We start from the raw sequence: 24,048 nt of genomic DNA, 5'->3' as shown, positions 1-24,048 counted from the left end.
TACGGGACCCGCCGGACCGTCGTCGTACCGGCCGGGTCACGGCCCCGTACGGACCCGGTCACCGTCCCGTACGGGCCCCCCGTCACGCTGGTCAGGTACCGGTCAGGCCGGGGTAATGTGCCCCGGTGACCACGCAATCGAACACCCCCGCAGGCTGGTATCCCGACCCGCACGGGGCCGCGCAGACCCTCCGTTACTGGGACGGCGTCCGCTGGACCGAGCACACCAACGCCGCGCAGCAGGCCGCCGGACAGGTGCCCCCGCAAGCCGCGCCCCAGGCGCAGGCCGCGCCGCACCCCGACCCCCGTGTGCAGCGCCAGGTGCGCGACCAGGCCGGTGTCACGGCGGGCGGCCCCGGCGGCGGCACCCTCTTCACCGAACCGGTCCTGGTGGTGAACCAGAAGGCCAAGCTGATCGAGCTGACCAACGAGTACACGGTCATGGACCAGAGCGGTCGGCAGATCGCCTCGGTCGCTGAGGTCGGCCAGAGCGCGCTGAGGAAGATACTGCGCTTCGTCTCCAGCCTCGACCAGTACATGACCCACCGGCTGGAGATCCGCGACGCCCACGGGCAGCCGGTGCTGCTGCTCACCCGGCCCGCGAAGATCTTCAAGTCCCGTGTCCTGGTGACCCGTCCGGACGGCACGCCGGTCGGTGAGATCGTCCAGCAGAACATGATCGGCAAGATCAACTTCGCCATGAACGTGAACGGCCAGAAGGTCGGCGCGATCAAGGCGGAGAACTGGCGGGCGTGGAACTTCGCCATCACCGACCACACCGACACCGAGGTCGCGCGGATCACCAAGACCTGGGAGGGCCTGGCCAAGACCCTCTTCACCACGGCGGACAACTACGTCCTCCAGATCCACCACCAGCTCCCCGACCCCCTGCTGAGCCTGGTCGTGGCCACCGCGCTCACGGTGGACACGGCACTCAAGCAGGACTCGCGCGGCCTGGGCTGAGCGCGGAGGGGGACACCCCGTCCCGGAGCTGCCCCGCCCCGAGTCCCGTGGGCTCAGTGGGGCGTGAGGTGCCGCCGCCGTCCCCGCTGGCGCGGCTTCAGCGCGGGTTCCGGGGTGGCCGTGCCGGGCGGGAGGGCGAGCACCGCCGCCACCGGGTGCTCGGCATCGGCATCGGCGGGAGCGCCCGGACCCGGACCCGCAGCGCCGTCGCCGGGCGGGCCGGGCGGTACGCCGGGTGTCGCGCGGGCCAGCAGGAGCACGCCCCGCGCGGCCAGCACCGCACCGCCCAGCGCGAGCAGGACGCCCTCCGGGCCGCCGTGCAGACCCTGGCCGAGCAGCGCGAGGCCGATGGCGGCGGCGGCCACCGGGTTGGCCAGGGTGACCACGGCCAGCGGAGCGCCGAGCCCGCCCCGGTACGCGGTCTGCGACAGCAGCAGCCCACCGGCGGCGAACGCGGCGACCAGCACCGCGACCACCGCCTCACGGACCCCGAGCGGCGGCCCGGTCCGGTCCGTCGCGGCCACCGTCACGGTCTGGGTCAGCGCCGACGCCACGCCCGAGGCGAGGCCGGACGCGGTCGCGTGGCGCAGCCCCGGCCGCCCTCCGCGCCGGGCCAGCAGACCGATCGCGGCGGCCGTCGCTCCGGCCACCCCCAGCGCCTCGGTGAGACTCAGCACCCGGTGCGGCGCCGGTCCCGACGCCGTCACCAGCAGCGCGCCGAGCCCGGCCAGCGTCAGCGCCGTACCGCGCCACTCCACCGCGCGCACCCGGCGCCCGGCCGCCCGCGCCCCCAGCGGTACCGCGGCCACCAGGGTGAGCGCGCCCAGCGGCTGGACCAGGGTCAGCGGGCCGTACTTCAGGGCCACCACGTGCAGCAGCGCGGCCCCGGCGTTCAGACCGACGGCCGCCCACCAGGCACCCGTGCCGAGCAGCCGTACCAGCCCCGCGCCCGCGCCGCGCGCGGCCATGCGTTCCTGGGCGACGGCGGCCAGCGCGTAGGCCACGGCGGAGACCAGCGAGAGACCCACGGCGAGCGGTGCGGCGGCGCTCATCGGCCCGCCCCCGCGAACACGGGCCGGTGCGCCGGGGCGCGCGGCGCGGTCGTGTCGCGTACGGCTCCCGGCCGGGGTACGACGGCGAGCGCGGCGGCGAGCATGACGGCCGCCGCGGCCGAGTCCAGCCAGTAGTGGTTGGCCGTGCCCACGATCACCGCGAGGGTCAGCAGCGGATGCAGCAGCCACAGCACGCGCAGGCGGGAGCGGGTGACGGCCGTCATGCCGATCGCCACCATCAGCGCCCACCCGAAGTGCAGCGACGGCATCGCGGCGAACTGGTTGGAGAGGTGGTCGGCGGCCGGGGGGCCGTACACCGACGGGCCGAAGACCCGGCCGGTGTCGATCAGACCGGTGGCGGCCAGCATCCGGGGCGGGGCCAGCGGGAAGACGAACGGCAGCACCAGCGCGGCGCCGGTGAGGACGGCCAGTACGCGGCGCGCCCACAGGTAGTGCGCGGGGTGCCGCAGATACAGCCAGACCAGGAACGCCACCGTCGCCGGGAAGTGCACGGTCGCGTAGTAGGTGTTCGCCACCTGGACGAGATCACCGCCGTGCAGCAGCAGCGACTGCACGCCGTTCTCGCGGGGCAGGTCCAGGGCGCGTTCGAGGCCCCAGACGCGGTGCGCGTCGCGGAAGGCGGCGCCGGTGTGGCCGGTGGCCAGTTGGCGCCCGATTTTGTAGACGATGAACAATCCGGCGACGAGCAGGAACTCACGGAGCAGGGGCGGGCGTACAGGGCCGTCTCCCCGCCGGGCCGGGTTCTCGCCGCCGCCGGTGGGAGGCCGCGGCGACCCGGTCGCGGCATGCGGCGGTTCGGCCGCGGCGTCCGCCTCCGCCGGGGCCGGCGCGCTCGGCGCCGCTCCCGCCGGAGCGGACTCGCTCGCGTCCGCTGCCGCGTACGCGGGCTCGGTTCGGGTACTCATCCCCCGGCCCCTTCACTGAATTCGCTGAACATGTGTCAGATACATCGATACGTTTGCGTACCGATACGCCAGTGTACCGATACGGTTCGGTACCGGTACACTGGCGTATCGATTCAGCAGCCGGTGCGGGCGCGGGCCCGCCGGGACGAGCGAGGGAGAGGGCGCGCATGACGTCGCAGGCCGCGGACGCACCGGAGCCGGTCGTACCGGACTCGGTCGCCGCTTCGCGCCGCTCCAAGATCACGCCGGAGCGTGAGCGGGAGTTCTTCGACGCCGTGCTGGAGCAGATCCGCGAGTGCGGGTACGACTCCGTGACGATGGAGGGGGTCGCCGCCACCACCCGGTGCAGCAAGTCCACGCTCTACCGGCAGTGGAAGACCAAGCCCCAGTTCGTCGCCGCCGCGCTGCGCGCCAGCCGCAAGGTGCGCTTCGCCGGTATCGACTCCGGGACGCTCGCCGGGGACCTGCGACTGGCCGCGCGGGCGGCGGGCGACTGGTCGAAGAAGGACGCGCGGCTGATGCAGGCCCTCGGGCACGCGGTCACCGCCGACGAGGAACTCGCCCAGGCGCTGCGGGAGGCGCTGGTCCAGCCCGAGATCGCCGCGCTTCAGCTGATGCTGGCGCGGGGCGTGGAGCGCGGGGAGGTCCCGGCGGACCATCCGGCGCTGGAGTTCGTCCCGGCCATGATGTTCGGGGTGCTGCGGGTGCGGCCGGTGCTCAGCGGTCTGTACGCCGACGCCGCGTATCTGGTGCGGTTCGTCGAGGCCACCGTGCTGCCCGCGCTGGGGCTCGATCGTCCCGGTGGTCGGGGCATGTGAGACCCAGGTCGCCGTTGCCGGATGAGCGGCGGTGGCCTGATCGCGTCGCACCGTGGGGACGGGAGCGGCGCATTGCCCGGCCGGGTGGGGCAGCCTTCGAGTGGAGGCTGCCCCACCCGGCCGAATCCTTTGTGCGGGGCGCTGTTCTTCCGGGTGCGGGGCCGTCGTGGCCGGTCCCGCGGTTCTCCCCGCCCCCTGGGGGCGTTGGCCGTGGGGGCTCCGGGGTCCCTCAGACGTTCTGGCCGGTGCCGTCGCCTCCGGTGTACGGCTTGACGCCCTTCAGTACGTCGTCGATGACCGACGTGGGGTGGCCGACGTCGATGCCGAAGCGGAGGACGACGATGAGTTGGGGCTTGGTGGGGGAGGGGAAGGCGACGGACTGGACCCAACCGTCGGCGCCCTTGCGGGTCACGGCTTTCCAGCGGACGAGGTAGCCCTTCTGCCCGGCCACCGTGACGGCACGGGAGGCGGCGACCTCGTGCGAGGTGATGCCGCCGTAGGTCGAACCCCCGTAGGACTGCTCGGCGTTGGCGGATATGTCGGCCTTGGCGACGGCCTCGGGGGTGCTGCCCTTGGTGCCGAGGGCGAGGGCGGGCGCGGAGGAGAGGCCGCCCGGGGTGCACTTGTTCTTGGTGTCGCCGGGGCAGGCGTAGGTGTCGTCGGAGGTGAGCTGGGCGCCGACGCTCATCGGTGAGCCGGTCCAGCCCTTCGGCACCGGCAGACTGATCCCGTCGAGACGGTCCGGCAGGGTGCCGCCGCCCTTCACCTCGGGCGCGGCCGACCCGCCCGGATCGGGCTGCCCGTCCGGGCCGCCGTCCCCGCCGCGCCTGCCCTGGCCGCCCCGGCCGTCCTGGCCCTGGCTCTGCCGGGCCTCCGGGCGGTGGTCGCCGCCGCCGTTCCCGGCCAGCGCCCACACACCGACCCCGATGCTCGCCAGTACCGCCGCCGTCACCGCGATGGCGATCCCGGTGCGCAGCCCCCGGCGCGGCCCGCCGCCCGGCTGCGGGGGCTGACCCGGATACCCGTACCCGTAGGGGTACGGCGGCCCGCCCGCGGACCCGCTCGGATACGCCGGGTGGGCCGGGTGCGCCGGGTGGGGCGTGCCGTCCTGTCGCGGCTGCTGTGCCGTCCCCTGCCACTCCGGTGCGGCGGGCTGCGGGGGAGTCGCCGGAGGGGCCCACGGGTCGGCGGCACCGATGGGCCGGGTGCGCTCGGTCCATGCCGCGCCGTCCCACCAGCGTTCGGTGGGCGGGCCGTCGTTCGTGCGGCCGGGGTCGGGGTACCAGCCGGGAGGAGTCGCCTGCGTCATGCCCCCACCGTAAGAGGCATCGGTGAAAGTGTGATGAGAGCACCCCGCTTTGCCGCTCCACGCCGGGAGGAACCGGCGGCGGAAACTCGCATTACGGATGAAATCGGCCTTCTCGCTCCGGTGTTGTGCCGCTGTCCTGAAGTCGCCCGCGTCCCGGCCTGTCGTCCGTCCGTCATCCGTACGTCCGACGGGTCGTGGGACGTACGGCACGGACGGGCCTCCGGCCCGAGCCCGGTCGTGGGGCGCGCTCCGGCGCGTGCTCCCTTCGGTCAGCTCTCCGGACCCCCCTCCATCCGCGCCGCCGGGCGGCTAGGCTCCTGGCCAGTACGTCGTTCGGGGCCGGCTGGGGAGGAACGGGATGACGGAGGAACGGCCGGGCGGGGACGGTTCGGCCACCCTGTGGGAGCGGGACACGGAGATCGAGGTCGCCAAGAGGGCGCTCGACGCACTCCGCGAAGAGGGCTCGGCCACCGGCGGGCTGATCGTCTTCCGGGCCGAGGCCGGTCTCGGCAAGACCGCGCTACTGGCCGAGATCCGCCGGGTCGCGGAGGCCCGCAACTGCACGGTGTGGTCCGCGCGCGGCGCCGAGACGCTGCGGTCGGTCCCGTTCAACACCCTGCGCCAACTCCTCCAGCCCGCCCTGGTCTCACTCTCCCCGGACGAGGCCCGCGCCTACCTCGGGGACTCGTACGACATCGCCGGACCCGCGCTCGGCATAGCCGACCCCGGCGAGGGCACCACGGCCGACCCGCGCTACGTGATCGACGGTCTCGTCTCCGTCGTACGCCGTCTCGCCACCCGGGACTGGCCGCTGGTCCTGCTGCTGGACGACGCGCACTGGGCCGACCAGGAGACCCTGGGCTGGCTCGCCGCGTTCGTGGAACACCTGGACGACCTCTCCGTACTGGTGGTCCTCGCCCGCCGCCCCGGCGGGGTGGACGGCGACAGCGCCCGCCTCCTGGACAAGGTGACCGACGCCTCCGCCGGGCCCGTCCATGTGTTCAGCGCCCTCACCCCGGACGGCGTCGCCGGGCTCACCCGGCACATCGTCGGCCCGCACGCCGACGACGCGTTCTGCCGCGAGGTCTGGGCCGTCACCGCGGGCAGCCCCTACGAGACCGTCGAACTCCTCACCAAGGTGCGGGACGGCGGACTCCGGCCCGTCGAGGCACAGGCCGCCGAACTGCGTGAGCTGAACCGGGGCGCCAAGGGCGGCGGGCTCATGGACCGGCTGCACGAACTCGGTGTGGAAGCCGTCGCGTTCGCACAGGCCGCCGTCATCCTCGGCACCGGCATCCGGGTGGACATGGCCGCCACGCTCGCCGGTCTGGACCTGGACACGGCCCTGCGCACCGTCCAACTCCTTCAGGACGAGCGCATCCTGACCGCCTCGCAGCCCGCCGCGACCGCACCCGGCGCCGAACCGGCCGAGCGGACACTGGAGTTCGTGCACCCGCTGATCGCCGGAACCATCTTCGACGCCATCAGCCGCGCGCGGCGCACCGCGCTGCACGGGGCCGCCGCGCGGCTCGTCACGGTGATGGACCTCGGCATCGTGGAAGTCTCCCGGCACCTGCTCGAAGTGCACCCCGAGGGAGACGACAACGTCGTCGAGCAGATGCGGGAGGCGGCCCGTGAACACCTCGCCGTCGGCGCGCCGGACGCGGCCCGCCGCTGTCTGGAACGCGCCCTGCGGGAGCCGCCCCGGCCCGAGGCGGAGCCGCATGTGCTGTACGAGCTGGGCCGCGCCGCCCACCTCACCGAACCCGGCGTCACGGTCCAGCACCTCCAGCACGCGCTGTCGTTGCCCGGTCTCGACTGCGACCGCCGGGTGAACGCCGTCATCACGCTCTCCCAGGTGCTGCTGCACAACAACCAGTTGGAGGAGGCCGTCCGCACGGTCGAGGCGGAGGTCGCCCGGCACGAGCCCGGCCCGGTCCGACTGCGGCTCCAGGCCGTGCAGTTCATGTGGGAGAGCATCCACGGCGAGTCCGGCTCCCCGGAGCGGTCCCGGCGGCTCGCCGAACTCGCCGCCGCCGGTACCGGCCGGGACAACTCCGAGCGGGCGCTGCTGATCCTGCGCGGTTTCGACCTGATGACGCACGGCGAGAGCGCCGAGGAGGTCGCCCAGCTCTGCGACCGCGCGCTGGTCAACAACCGTCTCGCTCCCGGTCTCGGCTGGACCGACGACGAGTGGGGCATCGAGCTACTGATGATGCTCGGCAGCGCGTACACCTACACCGACCGGCTCTACCGTGCCGAGAGTCTCTTCCAGGAAGCGTTGCGTGCCTACACCGGCGCCGGGTGGAGCGGCGGTCATCTCTCCCTCGCCAACGCCTACCTGGGACTCGCCTACCGCAGGCAGGGCAAGCTGGCCGACGCCGAGGTCGTACTGCGCGAGGCGCTGAGACTCGCCGAGCGGGTCGGGCGCGGCCTGCCGCTGTACTGGTCCGCCACCTGCGGTCTGGTGGACACCCTGCTGGCGCGCGGGCACGTGGAGGAGGCGTGGTCCCTCGCGGAGCGGTACCAGTTCGCCCCGCCGTATCCCACCACCATCGTGCTGCCCGACATCCGCTCGGTGCGGGGACGGCTGCTGCTCGCCGTCGGCCGGGTCGAGGAAGGGGTGGACGAGTTGCAGGCCGCCGAGAAGACCGCGCTGGCGCGCGGCGGCCACAACCCGGTGCTCGCGCCGTGGGCCATCGACCTCGCCAAGGCGCTCGCCCCGCGGGAGCCCGCCCGTGCCGCCCAGCTCGCCACCGACGCCCGTCGGCAGGCCGAGCGGTTCGGCACCGACACGGCCATAGGGGAGGCCCTGCGCTGCCAGGCCGCCCTCGCCACCGGCCGGGAGGCGGTCCGGCTCGCCGAGCAGGCCGTCGCCTACCTCGAACTGTCCCCGTGCCAGTACGAGCACGCCGCCGCCCGCGTCGAATACGGCATCGCCACCCGCTCCGTATCCGAACTGGAACGCGGCGAGGAACTCGCCCGCCAATGCGCGGCCGACGGCCTCGCCGCGCATGCCCGAGAAGCCCTCCGGACGGTCCGCGGCCTCCACTGAACGCCCACCCGGCCACCACGGTCCGGCCGCACTCCCGCGCCCGGAGGCGAAGGCCCGGACGCGTCCCGCAGGGGGAACCCCCTACGGGCCCAGGATCTCCGCGAGGTCGTACCGCACGGGCTCCTCCAGCTGCGCGTACGTGCAGCTGGAGGCCGTACGGTCGGCCCGCCAGCGGCGGAAGCGGGCGGTGTGGCGGAAGCGGGCGCCGTTCTCCATGTGGTCGTAGGCGACTTCCGCGACGCGTTCGGGACGGACCGGCACCCAGGAGAGATCCTTCTTGCCGGACCAGCGGCTGGGCGCCCCCGGCAGCCGGGCGGACTCGTGGGCGGCCGCCTCGCCCCACGCGGCCCAGGGGTGCCCGGAGACGTCGGCCATCCGCAGCGGCTCCAGCTCCTCGACCAGTTCCGCGCGCCGTTTCATCGGGAAGGCCGCCGAGACACCCACGTGCTGAAGCCGCCCCCGCTCGTCGTACAGCCCGAGCAGCAGCGAACCCACCACGGGACCGCTCTTGTGGAAGCGGTACCCGGCCACCACCACGTCCGCCGTCCGCTCGTGCTTGATCTTGAACATGGCCCGTTCGTCCGGCCGGTAGGCCAGGGTGAGCGGCTTGGCGACGATCCCGTCCAGACCGGCACCCTCGTACTGCTCGAACCAGCCGCGCGCCACCTCCACGTCGGTGGTCGCGGGAGCGAGATGCACCGGCGCGTCCGCCCCGGCGAGGGCGCGTTCCAGCAGCGCGCGCCGGTCGGTGAGGGGCACGTCCAGCAGGGCCTGGTCGGCGAGGGCCAGCAGGTCGAAGGCGACGAAGGACGCGGGGGTCCGCTCCGCAAGGGTCCGCACCCGCGAGTCGGCCGGGTGGATGCGCTCGGTCAGCGCGTCGAAGTCCAGCCGCCCGTCCCGCGCGATCACGACCTCCCCGTCCAGCACGCACCGCTCGGGCACCCGCTCCCTGAGCGCCGCGACCAGCTCGGGGAAGTACCGGGTCAGCGGCTTGCCCGTACGGCTGCCCAGCTCGACCTCGTCGCCGTCGCGGAACACGATCGCCCGGAATCCGTCCCACTTCGCCTCGTAGTGCATGCCGGGCGGGATCGCCGCGACCGACTTGGCGAGCATGGGTTTCACGGGCGGCATCACCGGCAGGTCCATGCGACCGATTCTGCGCGCCACCGCCCCGGTGTGCCCGGTGTGCGTGGTTCATTCGGCTGTCGCCCGGTATGCGGCCCGCCGGAGGGGCGCCTACGGTGGCCGCATGGCTGAAGCGGTGGAACTGGAGGTCGCCGGGCGGACCGTACGGCTGTCCAGCCCGGCCAAGCTGTTCTTCCCGGAGAGCGGCTACACCAAGCTGGACCTGGCCCGCTACTACGCGGCCGTCGCCCCCGGCATCCTGCGCGCCCTGCGCGACCGCCCCACCACCTTGGAGCGCTACCCGGACGGCGTCGGCGGCGAGTGGTTCTACCAGAAACGCGCCCCCAAGGGCATGCCCGACTGGATTCCCACCGCGCACATCACCTTCCCCAGCGGACGCAGCGCCGACGAGATGTGCCCCACCGAACAGGCCGCCGTGGTGTGGGCCGCGCAGTACGGCACCCTCACCTTCCACCCCTGGCCGGTGCGCCGCGCCGATGTGGACCACCCCGACGAACTCCGCCTCGACCTCGACCCGCAGCCCGGCACCGACTTCGACGACGCCGTCCGCGCCGCACACGAACTCCGCGCCGTACTGCACGAGTTCGGCGGCCTGCGCGGCTGGCCGAAGACCTCCGGCGGACGCGGACTGCACGTCTTCGTGCCCATCGAACCCCGCTGGACCTTCACCCAGGTGCGCCGCGCCGCCATCGCGGTCGGCCGCGAACTGGAACGCCGGATGCCGGAGCTGGTCACCATCAAGTGGTGGAAGGAGGAACGCGGGGAGCGGATCTTCGTGGACTACAACCAGACCGCCCGCGACCGCACCATCGCCTCCGCCTACTCCGTACGCCCCCGCCCGCACGCCCCGGTCTCCGCACCGCTGCGCTGGGAGGAGGTCGGCACCGCCCACCCGCGCGACTTCGACCTCGTCACCATGCCCGCCCGGTTCGCCGAACTCGGGGACGTGCACGCCGACATGGACGACCACGCCTACTCCCTGGACGCCCTCCTCGAACTGGCCCGCCGGGACGAGCACGATCACGGGCTCGGTGACCTGCCGTATCCGCCGGAGTACCCGAAGATGCCGGGCGAGCCCAAGCGCGTCCAGCCGAGCCGGGCCCGGCACGAGCAGGCGTGACTGGTTATCCTGGGCCGTCGGCGGCGCAGGCCGTGTCCGCGAAGTCTCGCCCGGCGGCGTCTGGCACCCAGGCTCGCCGCGTTGTCGGGACCTGGGAGGAGTTCCGGAAGTGACCGAGGCAGTGTCGCGCCCCACGCTGGAGGCCGTGGCCGCGCGGGCGGGGGTCTCCCGCGCCACCGTGTCCCGCGTCGTCAACGGCGGGGACGGGGTCAGGGAACCGCTGGTCGAGCGGGTCCGGCGGGCGGTCGAGGAACTCGGCTACGTCCCCAACCAGGCCGCCCGCAGCCTGGTCACCAAACGGCACGACGCCGTCGCCGTCGTCATCGCGGAACCGGAGGCCAGGGTCTTCACCGACCCCTTCTTCGCCCTCCAACTGCGCGGCATCAGCAAGGAGTTGACCGCGCACGACAACCAACTCGTGCTGATGCTCACCGAGGGCCGCGCCGACCACGCCCGCGTCGCCCGCTATCTCGCCGGGGGACACGTGGACGGCGCGCTCGTCTTCTCCCTGCACCTGGACGACCCGCTGCCCGCCCTGATCCGCAGCGCCGGGGTACCGACCGTCTTCGGCGGCCGTCCCGACTGGAGCGACGGCACCCCCGGCCCGCTCTACGTGGACAGCGACAACCGGGGCGGCGCCCGCGAGGCCGTACGCCATCTCGTCGCCCTCGGCCGGACCCGGATCGCGCACATCACCGGCGCCCTCGACCAGACCTCCGCCGTGGACCGGCTCGACGGCTACCGGGACGTCGTCGGAGGCGGCGCGGCGGAACTCGTCGCGGAGAGCGACTTCACCTCCGCCGGGGGCGAACGCGCGATGCGTGAACTCCTCGCCCGCCACCCCGACGTGGACGCCGTGTTCGCCGCCAACGACCTCTCCGCGCTCGGCGCGCTGCGCGTCCTGCGCGAACAGGGACGCCGGGTGCCCGAGGACGTGGCGGTGATCGGCTTCGACGACGTGCTGCCCGTCGCTGAGGAGGCCCGGCCGCCGCTCACGACGGTCCGCCAAGACATAGAGGAGATGGGCAGGCTGATGGTCCGGCTGCTGCTCGGCGGCACCGGCCGCGCCCGCGCCGACGGCCCGGCCGCAGAATCCCCGGCCGGGGTGATCCTGCCGACCACCCTGATCCGCCGCGCCTCCGCCTGATCCGCCGCGCCTCCGCCTGACCCGCCGCGCCTCCGCCTGCCCGCGTTCCGCGCGGCGCGTAATCAACAGGTCCTGGGCGCGCCCAGTTGACGCCGAGCGCGCGTTGACCCGGCGTTGATCGAACGTTTCGCGCCGCACGGCAGGCTCCTGCCATGCACATCGACACGATCGCCCCGGCGGACCCCACCTGGCAGACACAGGCCCTGTGCGCGCAGACCGGAGCCGACTTCTTCTTCCCGGAACCCGGCAGCTCGGTGCGCGAGGCCAAGCGCATCTGCGGCATGTGCGAACTCCGGCCCGCCTGCCTGGACTACGCCCTGCGCAACGACGAACGCTTCGGGGTGTGGGGCGGCCTGTCCGAGAAGGAACGCCTGGCACTGCGCCGCGCCAACGCCTGACGGATCGTCAGGTCGGCTCTTTCCGGCGACGCGTCATGCGTACAGTTCGCGCATCCGGACCGACAGGCACGTCACGCACCCCTCCAGTTTCTCGAACTCCCCGATGTCCACCGTCACCACGTCGTGGCCCAGGTCGGTGAGCAGTTCCGCCGTGCGCGGGGCGCTCGCCGCCATCAGCAGCCGGTGCCCGCCGAGCCGCACCACGTGCGCCCCGGACTCCTCCGGCACCGCGAGGAATCCGGGGAACAGCGAGGGCCGGTCCATCATCGGGATGTGCCCGAGCGCGGTGCCGTCGGGCAGCGCGGTCACCGCCGACTTCAAGTGCAGCACCCTGTGCACCGGGACGGCCACCACCCGTGCCCCCAACGGCTCGAAGGCTGCCCGGAGTTGCTGGATTCCGGCCGCGTTGGTGCGCCCGCCCCTGCCGACGTACACGGTGTCCCCGACCCGCAGCACGTCGCCGCCCTCCAGGGTGCCAGGGTCCCAGATCCAGTTCACCGAGCAGCCGAGCCCGGCGACGGCCTCCTCCACGGCGGCCGTCTCCGCCCGCCGGGACTCCGCGCCCGGCCGGGCGATCAGCGCCACGTTCCGGAACATCACGACGGTGTCCTCCACGAACACCGCGTCCGGGCAGTCGTCCGCCGGGGCCACCTCGACCGTCTCCCAGCCGTCCGCCCGCAGCGCCCCGGTGTACGCCTCCCACTGCTCGACGGCGAGTCCGACGTCCACCTTCTCCCGTTCGCGGTGCGTCACCAGGCCCTCGGCGAGTCGCGGGCCGGGGCGGCGGACGAGGGCCTTCTTGCTGGGCACGGGCGGCCTTCCCTTCGGTTGCGCGGACCGGTGCGGCGGACCGGCGCCCACGCGCGGGCGCCGGTCCGCCATCATGCAGGGCGCCCCCGCGCGGACAAAACCCCACGTCACCGGTCGTTGCCGGGCCGTGTCCCGGCCGAGACCCGGCTCACGGCGCCCCGACGGCCTCCTCCCGCGTGATCTCCCGCAGCACCCCGTCCTCGATCAGCAGCCACCGGGTGATGCCGAGCGACTCCAGGAACGGCAGGTCGTGACTGGCCACGAGGAGCGCGCCCTCGTACCCCGCGAGGGCCGAGGTCAGCTGCCGTACGCTCGCCAGGTCCAGGCTGTTGGTCGGCTCGTCCAGCAGCAGCAACTGGGGTGCGGGCTCGGCCAGCATCAGCGCGGCCAGCGCGGCGCGGAAGCGTTCGCCGCCGGAGAGCGTCCCGGCCGGCCGGTCGGCCCGCGCGCCCCGGAACAGGAAGCGGGCCAGCCGCGCCCGGACCCGGTTGACGCTCGCGTCCGGCGCGAAGCGGGCCACGTTCTCCGCGACCGTCAGCGCGTCGTCCAGCACATCGAGCCGCTGCGGCAGGAAACGCAGCGGCACATGGACCACCGACTCCCCTTCCACCGGCGGCAGTTCACCCGCGATCGTCCGCAACAGCGTCGTCTTCCCGGTCCCGTTGCGCCCGACCAGCGCGACGCGCTCCGGACCGCGCAGCTCCAGTACGCCGTCCACCCGTGCCCCGTACGCCGTGCGCGGGGCGTCGAGGGTGAGCACCCGGCGCCCGGCGGGTACGGCCGTGTACGGCAGCTCGACGCGGATCTCGTCGTCGTCGTGGACGGCGTCCACCGCCTCGTCCAGCCGCTCCCTGGCCTCCGCGAGCCGGTCCTCGTGCAGGATGCGGTGCCTGCCCGCCGACTCCTGCGCGGAGCGCTTGCGGTTCCCCATCACGATCTTCGGTTCGCGCTTGGACTCCGCCATCTTCTCCCCGTACCGCTTGCGGCGGGCCAGCTTCATCCGGGCTTCGGCCAGTTCGCGCTTCTGCCGGCGTACGTCCGCCTCGGCGGCCCGCACGGTGCGTTCCGCCGCCTCCTGTTCGGTCTCCAGCGCCTCCTGGTAGGCGGTGAAGTTGCCGCCGTACCAGACCACATGGCCGTCGCGCAGGTCCGCGATCCGGTCCACGAGGTCGAGGAGCGCGCGGTCGTGGCTGACCACCACCAGCACGCCGGGCCAGGCGGCGACGGCCGCGTGCAGACGCCGACGGGCGTGCAGATCCAGGTTGTTGGTCGGTTCGTCCAGCAGTAGCACGTCGGGGCGGCGCAGCAGGAGCGCGGCCAGCCGCAGCAGCACCGCCTCGCCGCCGGAGACCTCACCGGCCCGGCGGTCCAGGCCCAGGTGGGCGAGGCCGAGCCGCCCGAGGGTGGCCAGGGCGCGTTCCTCCACGTCCCAGTCGTCGCCGACGGTGTCGAAGTGGACCTCGGAGGTGTCCCCGGACTCGATGGCGCGCAGCGCGGCCCGGCGCCCGGCGATGCCGAGTGCCTCGTCCACGCGGAGTGCGGTGTCCAGGGTGACGTTCTGCGGCAGGTGTCCGATGTCGCCGGTGGCGCGGACACCGCCGCCGGTGGGAGTGAGTTCGCCCGCCAGCAGCTTCAACAGGGTTGATTTGCCCGACCCGTTGACGCCGACGAGGCCGGTGCGTCCGGGGCCGAAGGAGAGGTCGAGGCCGTCCAGGACGGGGGTGCCGTCGGGCCAGGTGAAGGAGAGGGCGGCACAGGCCAGGGAGCCGGGCGCGGAGAAGCCGGGGGTACGGGGGTGGATTGACACGATTACCTCGCGGTTGCCGGTGCGGTCGGGTTCGAGTGCGTGTCGAAACACCGCGAGGCGGAACCGGGGCGCGGGGGCGGGGATGTCCGGGAATGGCCGGAACACCTGTGCCGGAGGACGGCTCGCACGCCGAGGTCGTACGCCACGGGACACACCGGGGCCCGGTGTGAACGCGGTGTCTCGCAACCTCAGACGAGCAACGTCCCTCTCCCCTCGACGACAACAGGACGTCGTCCACGGTAGGAGAGGGCGGGGAACGGGGCAACGGGATTTGTCGGCGGGCCGGGTCAGCAGGTGTCGCGCATCAGCTCGTCCAGGTCGTGGTCGAGGTCGAAGTGCAGGTGCTCCAGGCCGACCGGGACGAGGTCGCCGGTGGCGTCCAGAAACGCCCGGATCTCCCCGGACCGTACGTGTACGACCGCCGTGCCCTCGGGCGCGTGGAACTCCAGCACCGTGCGGTCGTACCCGTAGGGGCGGACCCGGACGTCGCCGTTGCCCTCCGCGCCGCGCAGCCCGGCGGCGAGCAGTTCGCGGGAGAACGTCCAGCACACGTCCACGCCCTCCAGCGTGGCCGGGGCGGGGAACGCCATGCGCACGGCGAACGGGTCGGCCTCGTCGTAGCGGAGCGTGGCCGGGATGGACTGCATGCGGGGTGCTGCGGAGACGAGGCGGGCCTCGACGGGCTGCTCAATGACGGTGGACAACGCCTTGCTCCCTCGTTACGGCTGAACGACCTGCGGGTGGTGGGACCTGGCACGGGTAGAGACGTGCGAATCGACTTCCGCGTGCATCTGGAGAACGGGTGACCTCGGTCACCGAGTTCATGCTTTGGGGCGAGGGATCGCCGCTGACGCCCTCTGGACGCCTCCGGGGCGGTGGACTAGCTTCGCGGGGCATGAGGCGTATGAGGGGTGCGGGGAGTACGAGGCGGGCGGGGCTCGTGGGTCTTCAGAGGCGTACGGGGCGCAGGGGCCTTCAGGGGTGGACGCGACGGAGGGGGCGTACGGCCGTGGCCGGGATCATGGGCGGGGCGGCACTGATCGCGCTGGCCGTACCGGCGGCCGAGGCGGGCCCGGCCGCTACGGGGACGGCTGCCACGGCGGGCACGCCGACCGCCACCACCGCGTCCCGAACGGCCGCCACCGCGTCCCGGTCCGCCGCCGTGGACTGGTCCGCCACCACCGCCAACCGGTCCTCCGGTGTGCACTGGGCGCTCAAGGACACCGGCACCCCCACCACCCGTTTCCGCGGCCTCGCCGCCGTCTCCCGGAACACCGCGTGGCTGGCCGGGACCGGCGGGACCGTGCTGCGGACGACCGACGGCGGCGCCCACTGGGGGAACGTCTCCCCGCCCGGCGCGGGCGCGCTGGAGTTCCGGGACGTGGAGGCGTTCGACGGGCGCCGGGCCGTGGTGCTCGCCATCGGTGAGGGGGACGCCTCCCGCGTCTACCGCACCGAGGACGGCGGGGCGACCTGGAAGGAGTCGTTCCGCAACGCCGACCCCAAGGCGTTCTACGACTGCCTCGCCTTCTTCGACAGTCGGCACGGCCTCGCTGTGGGCGACCCGGTGGACGGGAGGTTCCGGGTGCTGTCCACTGCTGACGGCGGCCGGTCCTGGCGGGTGCTGCCCTCCGCCGGGATGCCGCCCGCCCTCGACGGCGAGGCGGCGTTCGCCGCGAGCGGCCAGTGCCTGGTCACCTCCGGCGGCCGGGACGCCTGGATCGCCACCGGCGGCGGCGCCCGCGCCCGGGTGCTGCACTCCGCCGACCGGGGCCTGACCTGGCGCGCCACCGACACCCCGGTCCCGGCGGGCGATCCGGCCAGGGGCGTCTTCGCGCTCGCCTTCCGCGACCGCGAGCACGGGCTCGCCGTCGGCGGCGACTACCGCCCCGACCAGGCGTCCCCGCACGCCGCCGCCGTCACCTCCGACGGCGGCCGGAGCTGGCGCCCGGCCGCCGTGCCGCCGCCCGCCTACCGCTCCGGCGCGGCCTGGCTGCCGTACAGCCGCACCACCGCCCTCGCGGTCGGCCCCACCGGTACGGATGTGACGGCCGACGGGGGCCGCAGCTGGCGCACGGTGGACACCGGGTCGTACGACACGGTGTCCTGCACGCCCGACCTCGGGTGCTGGGCGGCGGGGGAGAAGGGGCGGGTCGCCCGGCTCGAACGCTGAGGTGCCGGTCGGCGCGGGCGGGGTACCCGTGCCCGCGTCGGCCGCCCACCGCGGAAGGGAGCCCACCATGCCCGCCGGTTCCAGCCCCAAGCGGGAACGCCAGTACGAGCACATCAAGCAGAGCGCCCGGGACCGGGGTGAGAGCACCGGCCGCGCCGAGGAGATCGCGGCCCGCACCGTCAACAAGGAACGCGCCCGCGCGGGCGAGTCGAAGACGGCGAGCCGCTCCTCGCTCCAGGACATGTCCTCCGGCGAGCGCGGCGGCCACCGCTCCCACTCCGGCGCCCGGGGCCCCACCTACGACCAGCTCTACAACGAGGCCAGGCAGCGCGGCATCCCCGGCCGCTCCGGCATGAACAAGGCCCAGCTCCGACGAGCGCTGGACGAGAGGAAGGGCTGACCGGCGGGGCCACGGATCACCCCGGCGCCCCTCGGCCGACGCGCTCACCCCCCCCGTACAGTCGCCCCATGACCTTCCCCCTCACCCCGCCCGACACCCCCGCCACGGTGGAGGAAGCACGCGCGGTGCAGAACGCTCTGCGGGGGCGGCTGGTGCTGGGGGAGGTGGGGCCCGAGCCGGGGTTCGGGACGGTGGCCGGGGTGGATGTCGCCTACGACGACGCAGCCGATCTCGTGGCCGCCGCCGCCGTGGTGCTGGACGCCGAGACGCTGGAGGTCGTCGCCGAGGGCACCGCCGTCGGGCGGGTGGCCTTCCCCTATGTGCCGGGGCTGCTGGCGTTCCGGGAGATCCCCGCCGTGCTGGCCGCGCTGGAGGCGCTGCCCGAGCCGCCGGGGCTGGTCGTCTGCGACGGGTACGGGGTCGCGCATCCGCGCCGGTTCGGGCTGGCCAGTCATTTCGGGGTGCTGACGGGGCTGCCGACCATCGGGGTGGGCAAGAACCCGTTCGCGTTCCGCCATGAGGAACCGGGCGCCGGGCGGGGCGCCACCGCGCCGCTGCTCGCGGAGGGCGAGGAGGTCGGGCGGGCCGTGCGGACGCGGGCCGGGGTGAAACCGGTGTTCGTGTCCGTGGGGCACCGGGTGAGCCTCGGCAACGCCGTGGCCCACACCCTGGCACTCACGCCCGCCCACCGGCTCCCCGAGACCACCCGCCGGGCGGACGCCCTGTGCCGACGCGTGCTGCGGGAGGCGGCCACGCTCACGGACGGTCCCCGGCGGACCGTTCCGCCACCACCCGGAACCTGATCCCGGCCGCCCGCAGGCGCTCGGTCAGCTCCACTCCCATCGCCACCGCCGGGGTGACCTGGCCCGCCGTCGGGGGCAGGTCGTCCAGGGCCAGGCAGAGGGCCGACTCGGCGAGGATCTTCGCCGTCTCGTCGTAGCCGGGGTCGCCGCCCGAGACCTCGGTGAGGACACGGCGCCCGCCGCCCTCCCCGACGAAACGCACCCGGAACCAGCTCCGGGCCCGGCGTTCGGGGGAGGGGCCGGTGCCGGGGGCGAGTCGGGCGGACAACCAGCTCCGGACGGGCGGGAGTTGGGCGGTCACGGCGAGCGCGCCGACCGCCGCGACCCCGCCCGCCGCCATCGGCAGGCGCCGTACGGCCGCGTAGTGCCGGTAGCGGAAGTCGGGGCCGTAGCGGTCCAGGGCACGGGCCGAGCGGAGGACGACCCGAGGGTCGATGGTGGGCAGCGGCAGGGCCCACGCGCCGACCTCCGCCGCGTACCGGGGGACGCCCGGCGGGGCGGTGGCCCGGCGGCCGTGCGGCCGGGGCTCGTGCCGGGCGCGGTCGCGGGCCGCCGCCCGCATCCGCCGCCCGCGCGCGAACTGGTTCAGCGCCGAGGCGAGCGTCCCGCCGGAGAACGCCGCGTCCGCCGTCACGAACCCGTCCACGGTCAGCGGCACCCCCTCCGGCAGTCGCCGCACGGTGAAGAACGCGCCCAGGTCATGGGGTACGGAGTCGAAGCCGCAGGAGTGCACCAGGCGGGCGCCGGTCTCGCGGGCGCGTGCGTCGTGACGGACGTACATCAGGTCCACGAACTCCGGCTCACCGGTCAGGTCCACGTAGTCCGTGCCGCTGTCGGCGCAGGCCGCGACCAGTTCGGCGCCGTGCTCGAGGTACGGGCCGACCGTCGTGGCGACCACACGCGCCGCCTCGGCCAGCGCGCGCAGGGACGCCGGGTCGGCCACGTCCGCCCGCACCACCCCCACGGCCGAACCGCCCGGCAGTTCCGCGCGGAGCCGGTCCAGCCGTCCCGGATCGCGCCCGGCGATCGCCCAGCGCAGCCCCTCGGGCGCGTGCGCGGCCAGGTAGCGGGCGGTGAGACCGCCCGCGAAGCCGGTCGCGCCGAACAGCACGATGTCGTACGGCCGGTCCGTCCGGTTCGGCCTGCTCATGGCACCCCTCCGTCTCGCGCCGTACGCACGGCACCCGCGCGCGTCACACCGTACGTTCCGCCCGGCACCGCGCGGGTACGCGCGTCCGGCGCGGTGCCCGGTACCGTGCGGGGTGACTAAGCGCTCGCTCGTTCACCCCTTGTGCCCGGTGGGGCGGGTTCCTAGCATCACGGGTGGGACAGCGACGGGGCCGGACGACAGCGCGGCGGGAGACGGCATCATGACGACGGCAGGGACGCCGACCGGCACCACGAGCGTGCCCGACCCCACCCCCGGCGCCTCCGGGCCGTCCCATGCGGCGCCCGCTTCCCCCGGCCCCCTCGCCGGAGTCCGCGTCCTGGAACTCGCCGGTATCGGCCCCGGCCCCTTCGCCGCCATGCTGCTCGGGGATCTCGGGGCCGACGTGGTGCGGGTGGAGCGGCCGGGCGGGCCGGGGCTCGGCATCGACCCAGCCCGTGACGTGACCAACCGGAACAAGCGCTCCGTGGTCCTGGACCTCAAGGCCCCCGACGGCCCCGCCCGGGTGCTGGACCTCGCCGCGCGGGCCGACGTGCTGATCGAGGGGTTCCGGCCGGGCGTCGCGGAACGGCTCGGCGTCGGCCCCGGCGCCTGCCACGCCCGCAACCCCCGTCTGGTGTACGGCAGGATGACCGGCTGGGGGCAGGACGGCCCGCTCGCCCCGCGCGCCGGGCACGACGTGTCGTACATCGCCGTCACCGGCGCGCTCGGCATGATCGGTGACCCCGGCCGCCCGCCCGCCGTCCCCGCCAACCTGCTCGGGGACTACGCGGGCGGCTCCCTCTACCTCGTCGTCGGCGTGCTCGCCGCCCTGCACCACGCCCGCGCCACCGGCACCGGCCAGGTGGTGGACGCGGCCGTGGTGGACGGCACCGCGCATCTCACGTCGATGATCCACGGCATGCTCGCCGCCGGTGCCTGGCAGGACCGGCGCGGCGCCAACCTGCTGGACGGCGGCTGCCCCTACTACGGCACGTACGAGACGGCCGACGGTCGGCACATGGCGGTGGGCGCGCTCGAACCCGCCTTCTACGCCGAGTTCCTGCGTCTGCTGGAGCTGGACGGCCTGGAGTCCGCGCACGCCGACCCGGCCCGCTGGGACGACCTGCGCGACCGGGTCGCCGCCCGCTTCAAGTCCCGTACCCGCGCGGAGTGGACGGCCCGCTTCGACGGCTCGGACGCCTGTGTCGCCCCTGTGCTCACGCTGCGCGAGGCCCCGGACCACCCGCAACTGGCCGCCCGTGCCACCTTCACCGAGCACGCCGGTCTCACCCAGCCCGCCCCCGCCCCGCGCTTCTCTGCCACCCCGACCGCCGTCCGTACCGGCCCCGCGCTGCCCGGCGCGCACACCGGGGAGGTCGCCCGCGACTGGGACGTACCCGCCCTGCTCCCCGCACCCCCGACCCCATCCGCCTCCGCGCACCCGCGAACCACCCCGAAAGGCACACAGTGACCACCGAAGCGTACGTGTACGACGCGATCCGCACCCCGCGCGGACGCGGCAAGGCGAACGGTGCCCTGCACGGCACCAAGCCCGTGGACCTCGTCGTCGGCCTGATCCACGAGATCCGTGACCGCTTCCCCGACCTCGACCCGGCCGCCGTGGACGACATCGTGCTCGGCGTCGTCGGCCCGGTCGGCGACCAGGGCTCCGACATCGCGCGGATCGCGGCCGTCGCCGCCGGACTGCCCGACACGGTCGCCGGTGTGCAGGAGAACCGCTTCTGCGCCTCGGGTCTCGAAGCCGTCAACATGGCGGCGGCGAAGGTCCGTTCGGGCTGGGAGGATCTGGTCCTCGCGGGCGGCGTGGAGTCGATGTCACGGGTGCCGATGGCGTCCGACGGCGGCGCCTGGTTCAACGACCCGATGACCAACCTCGCGGTGAACTTCGTACCGCAGGGCATCGGCGCCGACCTGATCGCCACCATCGAGGGCTTCTCCCGCCGGGACGTGGACGAGTACGCGGCGCTGTCCCAGGAGCGGGCCGCGACCGCCTGGAAGGAAGGCCGCTTCGACCGTTCCGTGGTCCCGGTGAGGGACCGCGCCGGACTGACCGTCCTCGACCACGACGAGCACCTGCGCCCCGGCACCACCGCCGACTCCCTCGCCCGGCTGAAGCCGTCGTTCGCGGACATCGGCGAGCTGGGCGGCTTCGACGCGGTCGCGCTGCAGAAGTACCACTGGGTGGAGAAGATCGACCACGTCCACCACGCGGGCAACTCCTCCGGCATCGTGGACGGCGCCTCGCTCGTCGCCATCGGCTCCCGCGAGGTCGGGGAGCGCCACGGCCTCACCCCCCGCGCCCGGATCGTCTCGGCGGCCGTCTCCGGCAGCGAGCCGACCATCATGCTCACCGGTCCCGCCCCCGCCAGCCGCAAGGCGCTCGCCAAGGCGGGGCTGACCATCGACGACATCGACCTGGTCGAGATCAACGAGGCGTTCGCCGCCGTCGTGCTCCGCTTCGTCAAGGACATGGGCCTGAGCCTGGACAAGGTCAACGTCAACGGCGGTGCCATCGCGCTCGGCCACCCGCTCGGCGCCACCGGCGCGATCATCCTGGGCACCCTGGTGGACGAGCTGGAGCGGCAGGACAAGCGGTACGGCCTGGCCACCCTGTGCGTCGGCGGCGGCATGGGCATCGCCACCGTCGTCGAGCGCGTCTGACCCTCCCCGCGGCACCCCGAGACCTCACGAAAGACGGCTGTCATGACCGAGAGCACCACCATCCGCTGGGAGCAGGACGACACCGGGATCGTCACCCTCGTCCTGGACGACCCCGACCAGTCCGCCAACACCATGAACGCGGCGTTCCGCGCCTCGCTCGCCGCCACCGCCGACCGGCTGGAGGCCGAGAAGGACTCCGTGCGGGGCGTCATCGTCACCTCCGCCAAGAAGACCTTTTTCGCGGGCGGCGACCTGCGCGACCTGATCAAGGTCACCCCGGAGACCGCCCAGGAACTGTTCGACGGCGGGCTGGCCCTCAAGCGTGACCTGCGCCGCATCGAGACCCTCGGCAGGCCGGTCGTCGCCGCGATCAACGGCGCGGCCCTCGGCGGCGGTTTCGAACTCGCCCTCGCCTGCCACCACCGGATCGCCCTCGACACCCCCGGCACCAGGATCGGCTGCCCCGAGGTCACCCTCGGCCTGCTGCCCGGCGGCGGCGGTGTCGCCCGCACCGTACGGCTGCTCGGCATCACCGACGCGCTGCTGAAGGTGCTGCTCCAGGGCACCCAGTACAACGCGCGCCGCGCCCAGGAGAACGGCCTGGTCCACGAGGTGGCCGCCACCCCCGAGGAACTCCTCGCCAAGGCGCGGGCGTTCATCGACACCCACCCCGACTCCGCGCAGCCCTGGGACGTGCCCGGCCACCGCATCCCCGGCGGCACCCCGGCCAACCCCAGGTTCGCCGCCAACCTGCCCGCGTTCCCGGCCACCCTGCGCAAGCAGACCGGCGGCGCCCCCTACCCGGCCCCGGCGCGTATCCTCGCCGCCGCCGTCGAGGGCGCCCAGGTGGACTTCGAGACCGCGCAGGTCATCGAGGCCCGCTACTTCGTGGAGCTGGCCGCCGGGCAGACCGCCAAGAACATGATCCAGGCGTTCTTCTTCGACCTCCAGGCCGTCAATTCCGGTGCCAGCCGCCCCCGGGGAGTCGAACCCCGCCCGGTCCGCAAGGTGGCCGTCCTCGGCGCCGGGATGATGGGCGCGGGCATCGCCTACTCCTGCGCCCGCGCCGGGATCGACGTCGTCCTCAAGGACGTCACCGCCGAGGCGGCGGCCCGGGGCAAGGGCTACTCGGAGAAGCTGTGCGCCAAGGCCGTCGCCAAGGGCCGCACCAGCCAGGAGAAGGCCGACGCGCTGCTCGCCCGGATCACCCCGACCGCCGAGACGGGCGACCTCGCGGGCTGCGACGCGGTGATCGAGGCCGTCTTCGAGGACACCGCGCTCAAGCACAAGGTGTTCCAGGAGATCGAGTCCGTCGTCGCCCCCGACGCGCTGCTCTGCTCCAACACCTCCACGCTGCCCATCACCGCGCTCGCGGAGGGCGTGGCACGGCAGGACGACTTCATCGGCCTGCACTTCTTCTCGCCCGTGGACAAGATGCCGCTGGTGGAGATCATCAAGGGCGACCGCACCGGCGACGAGGCGCTGGCCCGCGCGTTCGACCTGGTCCGGCAGATCAACAAGACGCCCATCGTCGTCAACGACTCGCGCGGCTTCTTCACCTCCCGGGTGATCGGCCACTTCATCAACGAGGGCGTGGCGATGGTCGCCGAGGGCGTCGAGCCCGCCTCCGTCGAGCAGGCCGCCGCCCAGGCCGGATACCCGGCCAAGGTGCTCTCCCTGGTGGACGAGCTGACCCTGACCCTGCCCCGGAAGATCCGCGCGGAGTCCCGCCGGGCCGTCGAGGAGGCGGGCGGCACCTGGACCCCGCACCCCGCCGACGCGCTCATCGAGCGCATGGTGGACGAGTTCGGCCGCCCCGGCCGCAGCGGCGGCGCCGGGTTCTACGACTACGACGACAGCGGCAGGCGGGGGGCGCTCTGGCCGGGCCTGCGCGAGCACTTCACCCGCCCCGGCCGCACCCTGCCGTTCCGCGACATGCAGGAGCGCATGCTGTTCGCGGAGGCGCTGGACACCGTACGGCTGCTGGAGGAGGGCGTGCTGACCTCCGTCCCGGACGCCAACATCGGCTCGATCCTCGGCATCGGCTTCCCCGGCTGGACCGGCGGTGTCCTTCAGTACATCGACGGCTACGCGGGCGGCCTGCCCGGCTTCGTGGCCCGCGCCCGGGAGCTGGCCGAGGCGTACGGCGAGCGGTTCACCCCGCCCGCGCTGCTGGTGGAGAAGGCGGAGAAGGGCGAGCGGTTCGGCGGGGCGCCCCGCGCGTGAGGCCGTAGCACCGACCGGGCCGACGCGGCGGCCCGGAACCTGGCGGGCCCGGAGAGGCCGAACC

General features: G+C 74.1%; 20 protein-coding genes. 12 read left to right on the top strand and 8 right to left on the bottom strand.

The genetic code is table 11. The features are described from left to right. Positions 1-125 precede the first annotated feature (125 nt). On the top strand, positions 126-962 hold the full coding sequence (locus KUM39_RS13370) for an LURP-one-related family protein (protein ID WP_217785807.1): 837 nt from the start codon (positions 126-128) through the stop codon (positions 960-962). A gap of 53 nt (positions 963-1,015) precedes the next feature. Here KUM39_RS13370 and KUM39_RS13365 read toward each other — a convergent pair whose 3' ends face one another. Together KUM39_RS13365 and KUM39_RS13360 are read right to left on the bottom strand one after the other, a co-directional pair. Further along, entirely contained in the window at positions 1,016-2,014 is a 999-nt protein-coding gene (locus KUM39_RS13365; protein ID WP_217785806.1) for a hypothetical protein, read from the bottom strand. Next, on the bottom strand, positions 2,011-2,940 hold the full coding sequence (locus KUM39_RS13360) for a phosphatase PAP2 family protein (RefSeq protein ID WP_217785805.1): 930 nt from the start codon (positions 2,938-2,940) through the stop codon (positions 2,011-2,013). The genes KUM39_RS13365 and KUM39_RS13360 overlap by 4 nt, the downstream gene beginning before the upstream one ends. 167 nt (positions 2,941-3,107) lie before the next feature. On the opposite strand from KUM39_RS13360, the gene KUM39_RS13355 reads away from it, so the two are divergent. Beyond that, on the top strand, positions 3,108-3,758 hold the full coding sequence (locus KUM39_RS13355) for a TetR/AcrR family transcriptional regulator (RefSeq protein ID WP_217785804.1): 651 nt from the start codon (positions 3,108-3,110) through the stop codon (positions 3,756-3,758). A gap of 229 nt (positions 3,759-3,987) precedes the next feature. Here the strand turns inward: KUM39_RS13355 and KUM39_RS13350 are convergent, their stop codons facing one another. Then, on the bottom strand, positions 3,988-5,067 hold the full coding sequence (locus tag KUM39_RS13350; RefSeq protein ID WP_217785803.1) for a DUF2510 domain-containing protein: 1,080 nt from the start codon (positions 5,065-5,067) through the stop codon (positions 3,988-3,990). Between the two features lie 358 nt (positions 5,068-5,425). On the opposite strand from KUM39_RS13350, the gene KUM39_RS13345 reads away from it, so the two are divergent. Further along, a complete protein-coding gene (locus KUM39_RS13345) occupies positions 5,426-8,122 on the top strand; it encodes an ATP-binding protein (protein WP_217785802.1) in 2,697 nt (898 codons plus the stop codon). A gap of 81 nt (positions 8,123-8,203) precedes the next feature. Here the strand turns inward: KUM39_RS13345 and KUM39_RS13340 are convergent, their stop codons facing one another. Then, positions 8,204-9,268: an ATP-dependent DNA ligase gene (locus tag KUM39_RS13340; RefSeq protein WP_217785801.1), complete on the bottom strand. Its 1,065-nt coding sequence runs from the start codon at positions 9,266-9,268 to the stop codon at positions 8,204-8,206. A 103-nt stretch (positions 9,269-9,371) separates the two neighbouring features. Between KUM39_RS13340 and ligD the strand changes: the two genes are divergently transcribed. The 3 genes from ligD (at position 9,372) to KUM39_RS13325 (ending at position 11,933) form a co-directional block, all read left to right on the top strand. Then, positions 9,372-10,388 carry a non-homologous end-joining DNA ligase gene (ligD, locus tag KUM39_RS13335; RefSeq protein WP_217785800.1) on the top strand — a complete coding sequence of 339 codons (1,017 nt, stop codon included), beginning with the start codon at positions 9,372-9,374 and terminating at the stop codon, positions 10,386-10,388. Between the two features lie 109 nt (positions 10,389-10,497). Next, positions 10,498-11,535 carry a LacI family DNA-binding transcriptional regulator gene (locus KUM39_RS13330; RefSeq protein ID WP_217785799.1) on the top strand — a complete coding sequence of 346 codons (1,038 nt, stop codon included), beginning with the start codon at positions 10,498-10,500 and terminating at the stop codon, positions 11,533-11,535. A 152-nt stretch (positions 11,536-11,687) separates the two neighbouring features. Continuing rightward, positions 11,688-11,933 (top strand): WhiB family transcriptional regulator, encoded by a 246-nt coding sequence (locus KUM39_RS13325; RefSeq protein ID WP_217785798.1) that lies wholly within the window; start codon positions 11,688-11,690, stop codon positions 11,931-11,933. Positions 11,934-11,966: 33 nt separating this feature from the next. Here the strand turns inward: KUM39_RS13325 and ddaH are convergent, their stop codons facing one another. The 3 genes from ddaH to ssgD form a co-directional block, all read right to left on the bottom strand. Further along, positions 11,967-12,743, bottom strand: a complete 777-nt coding sequence (gene ddaH, locus KUM39_RS13320) for a dimethylargininase (protein WP_217785797.1) — start codon at positions 12,741-12,743, stop codon at positions 11,967-11,969. Between the two features lie 148 nt (positions 12,744-12,891). After that, entirely contained in the window at positions 12,892-14,550 is a 1,659-nt protein-coding gene (locus KUM39_RS13315) for an ABC-F family ATP-binding cassette domain-containing protein (RefSeq protein WP_308288114.1), read from the bottom strand. 287 nt (positions 14,551-14,837) lie between these two features. Then, positions 14,838-15,254, bottom strand: coding sequence for a spore wall synthesis regulator SsgD (ssgD, locus tag KUM39_RS13310; protein WP_217785796.1), 417 nt, complete (start codon positions 15,252-15,254; stop codon positions 14,838-14,840). A 305-nt stretch (positions 15,255-15,559) separates the two neighbouring features. On the opposite strand from ssgD, the gene KUM39_RS13305 reads away from it, so the two are divergent. From KUM39_RS13305 to KUM39_RS13295, 3 genes are all read left to right on the top strand, one after another. Beyond that, a complete protein-coding gene (locus KUM39_RS13305; RefSeq protein WP_308288113.1) occupies positions 15,560-16,723 on the top strand; it encodes a WD40/YVTN/BNR-like repeat-containing protein in 1,164 nt (387 codons plus the stop codon). A 67-nt stretch (positions 16,724-16,790) separates the two neighbouring features. Next, positions 16,791-17,123: a plasmid stabilization protein gene (locus KUM39_RS13300; RefSeq protein WP_217785795.1), complete on the top strand. Its 333-nt coding sequence runs from the start codon at positions 16,791-16,793 to the stop codon at positions 17,121-17,123. Between the two features lie 68 nt (positions 17,124-17,191). Further along, a complete protein-coding gene (locus KUM39_RS13295; protein ID WP_217785794.1) occupies positions 17,192-17,926 on the top strand; it encodes an endonuclease V in 735 nt (244 codons plus the stop codon). Here KUM39_RS13295 and KUM39_RS13290 read toward each other — a convergent pair. Then, the gene (locus tag KUM39_RS13290; RefSeq protein WP_217785793.1) at positions 17,880-19,076 is read right to left on the bottom strand and encodes a saccharopine dehydrogenase family protein; all 1,197 of its coding nucleotides are present in this window, start codon (positions 19,074-19,076) and stop codon (positions 17,880-17,882) included. The two genes, KUM39_RS13295 and KUM39_RS13290, sit on opposite strands and share 47 nt — an antisense overlap. Before the next feature lie 220 nt (positions 19,077-19,296). Between KUM39_RS13290 and KUM39_RS13285 the strand changes: the two genes are divergently transcribed. Genes KUM39_RS13285 through KUM39_RS13275 form a run of 3 tightly spaced genes read left to right on the top strand, consistent with a single transcriptional unit; the run spans position 19,297 to position 23,984 of the window. Further along, positions 19,297-20,547 carry a CaiB/BaiF CoA transferase family protein gene (locus tag KUM39_RS13285; protein WP_217785792.1) on the top strand — a complete coding sequence of 417 codons (1,251 nt, stop codon included), beginning with the start codon at positions 19,297-19,299 and terminating at the stop codon, positions 20,545-20,547. Continuing rightward, on the top strand, positions 20,544-21,758 hold the full coding sequence (locus KUM39_RS13280; RefSeq protein ID WP_217785791.1) for an acetyl-CoA C-acetyltransferase: 1,215 nt from the start codon (positions 20,544-20,546) through the stop codon (positions 21,756-21,758). The genes KUM39_RS13285 and KUM39_RS13280 overlap by 4 nt, the downstream gene beginning before the upstream one ends. A gap of 42 nt (positions 21,759-21,800) precedes the next feature. Next, positions 21,801-23,984: a 3-hydroxyacyl-CoA dehydrogenase NAD-binding domain-containing protein gene (locus KUM39_RS13275; RefSeq protein ID WP_217785790.1), complete on the top strand. Its 2,184-nt coding sequence runs from the start codon at positions 21,801-21,803 to the stop codon at positions 23,982-23,984. Positions 23,985-24,048 lie beyond the last annotated feature (64 nt).

The sequence above is a fragment of the Streptomyces corallincola genome (assembly GCF_019104725.1).
Taxonomy (GTDB): Bacteria; Actinomycetota; Actinomycetes; order Streptomycetales; family Streptomycetaceae; genus Streptomyces; species Streptomyces corallincola.
The sequence above is the reverse complement of the archived record's forward strand: the minus strand, read 5'-3'. Positions and strand labels throughout refer to the sequence as shown.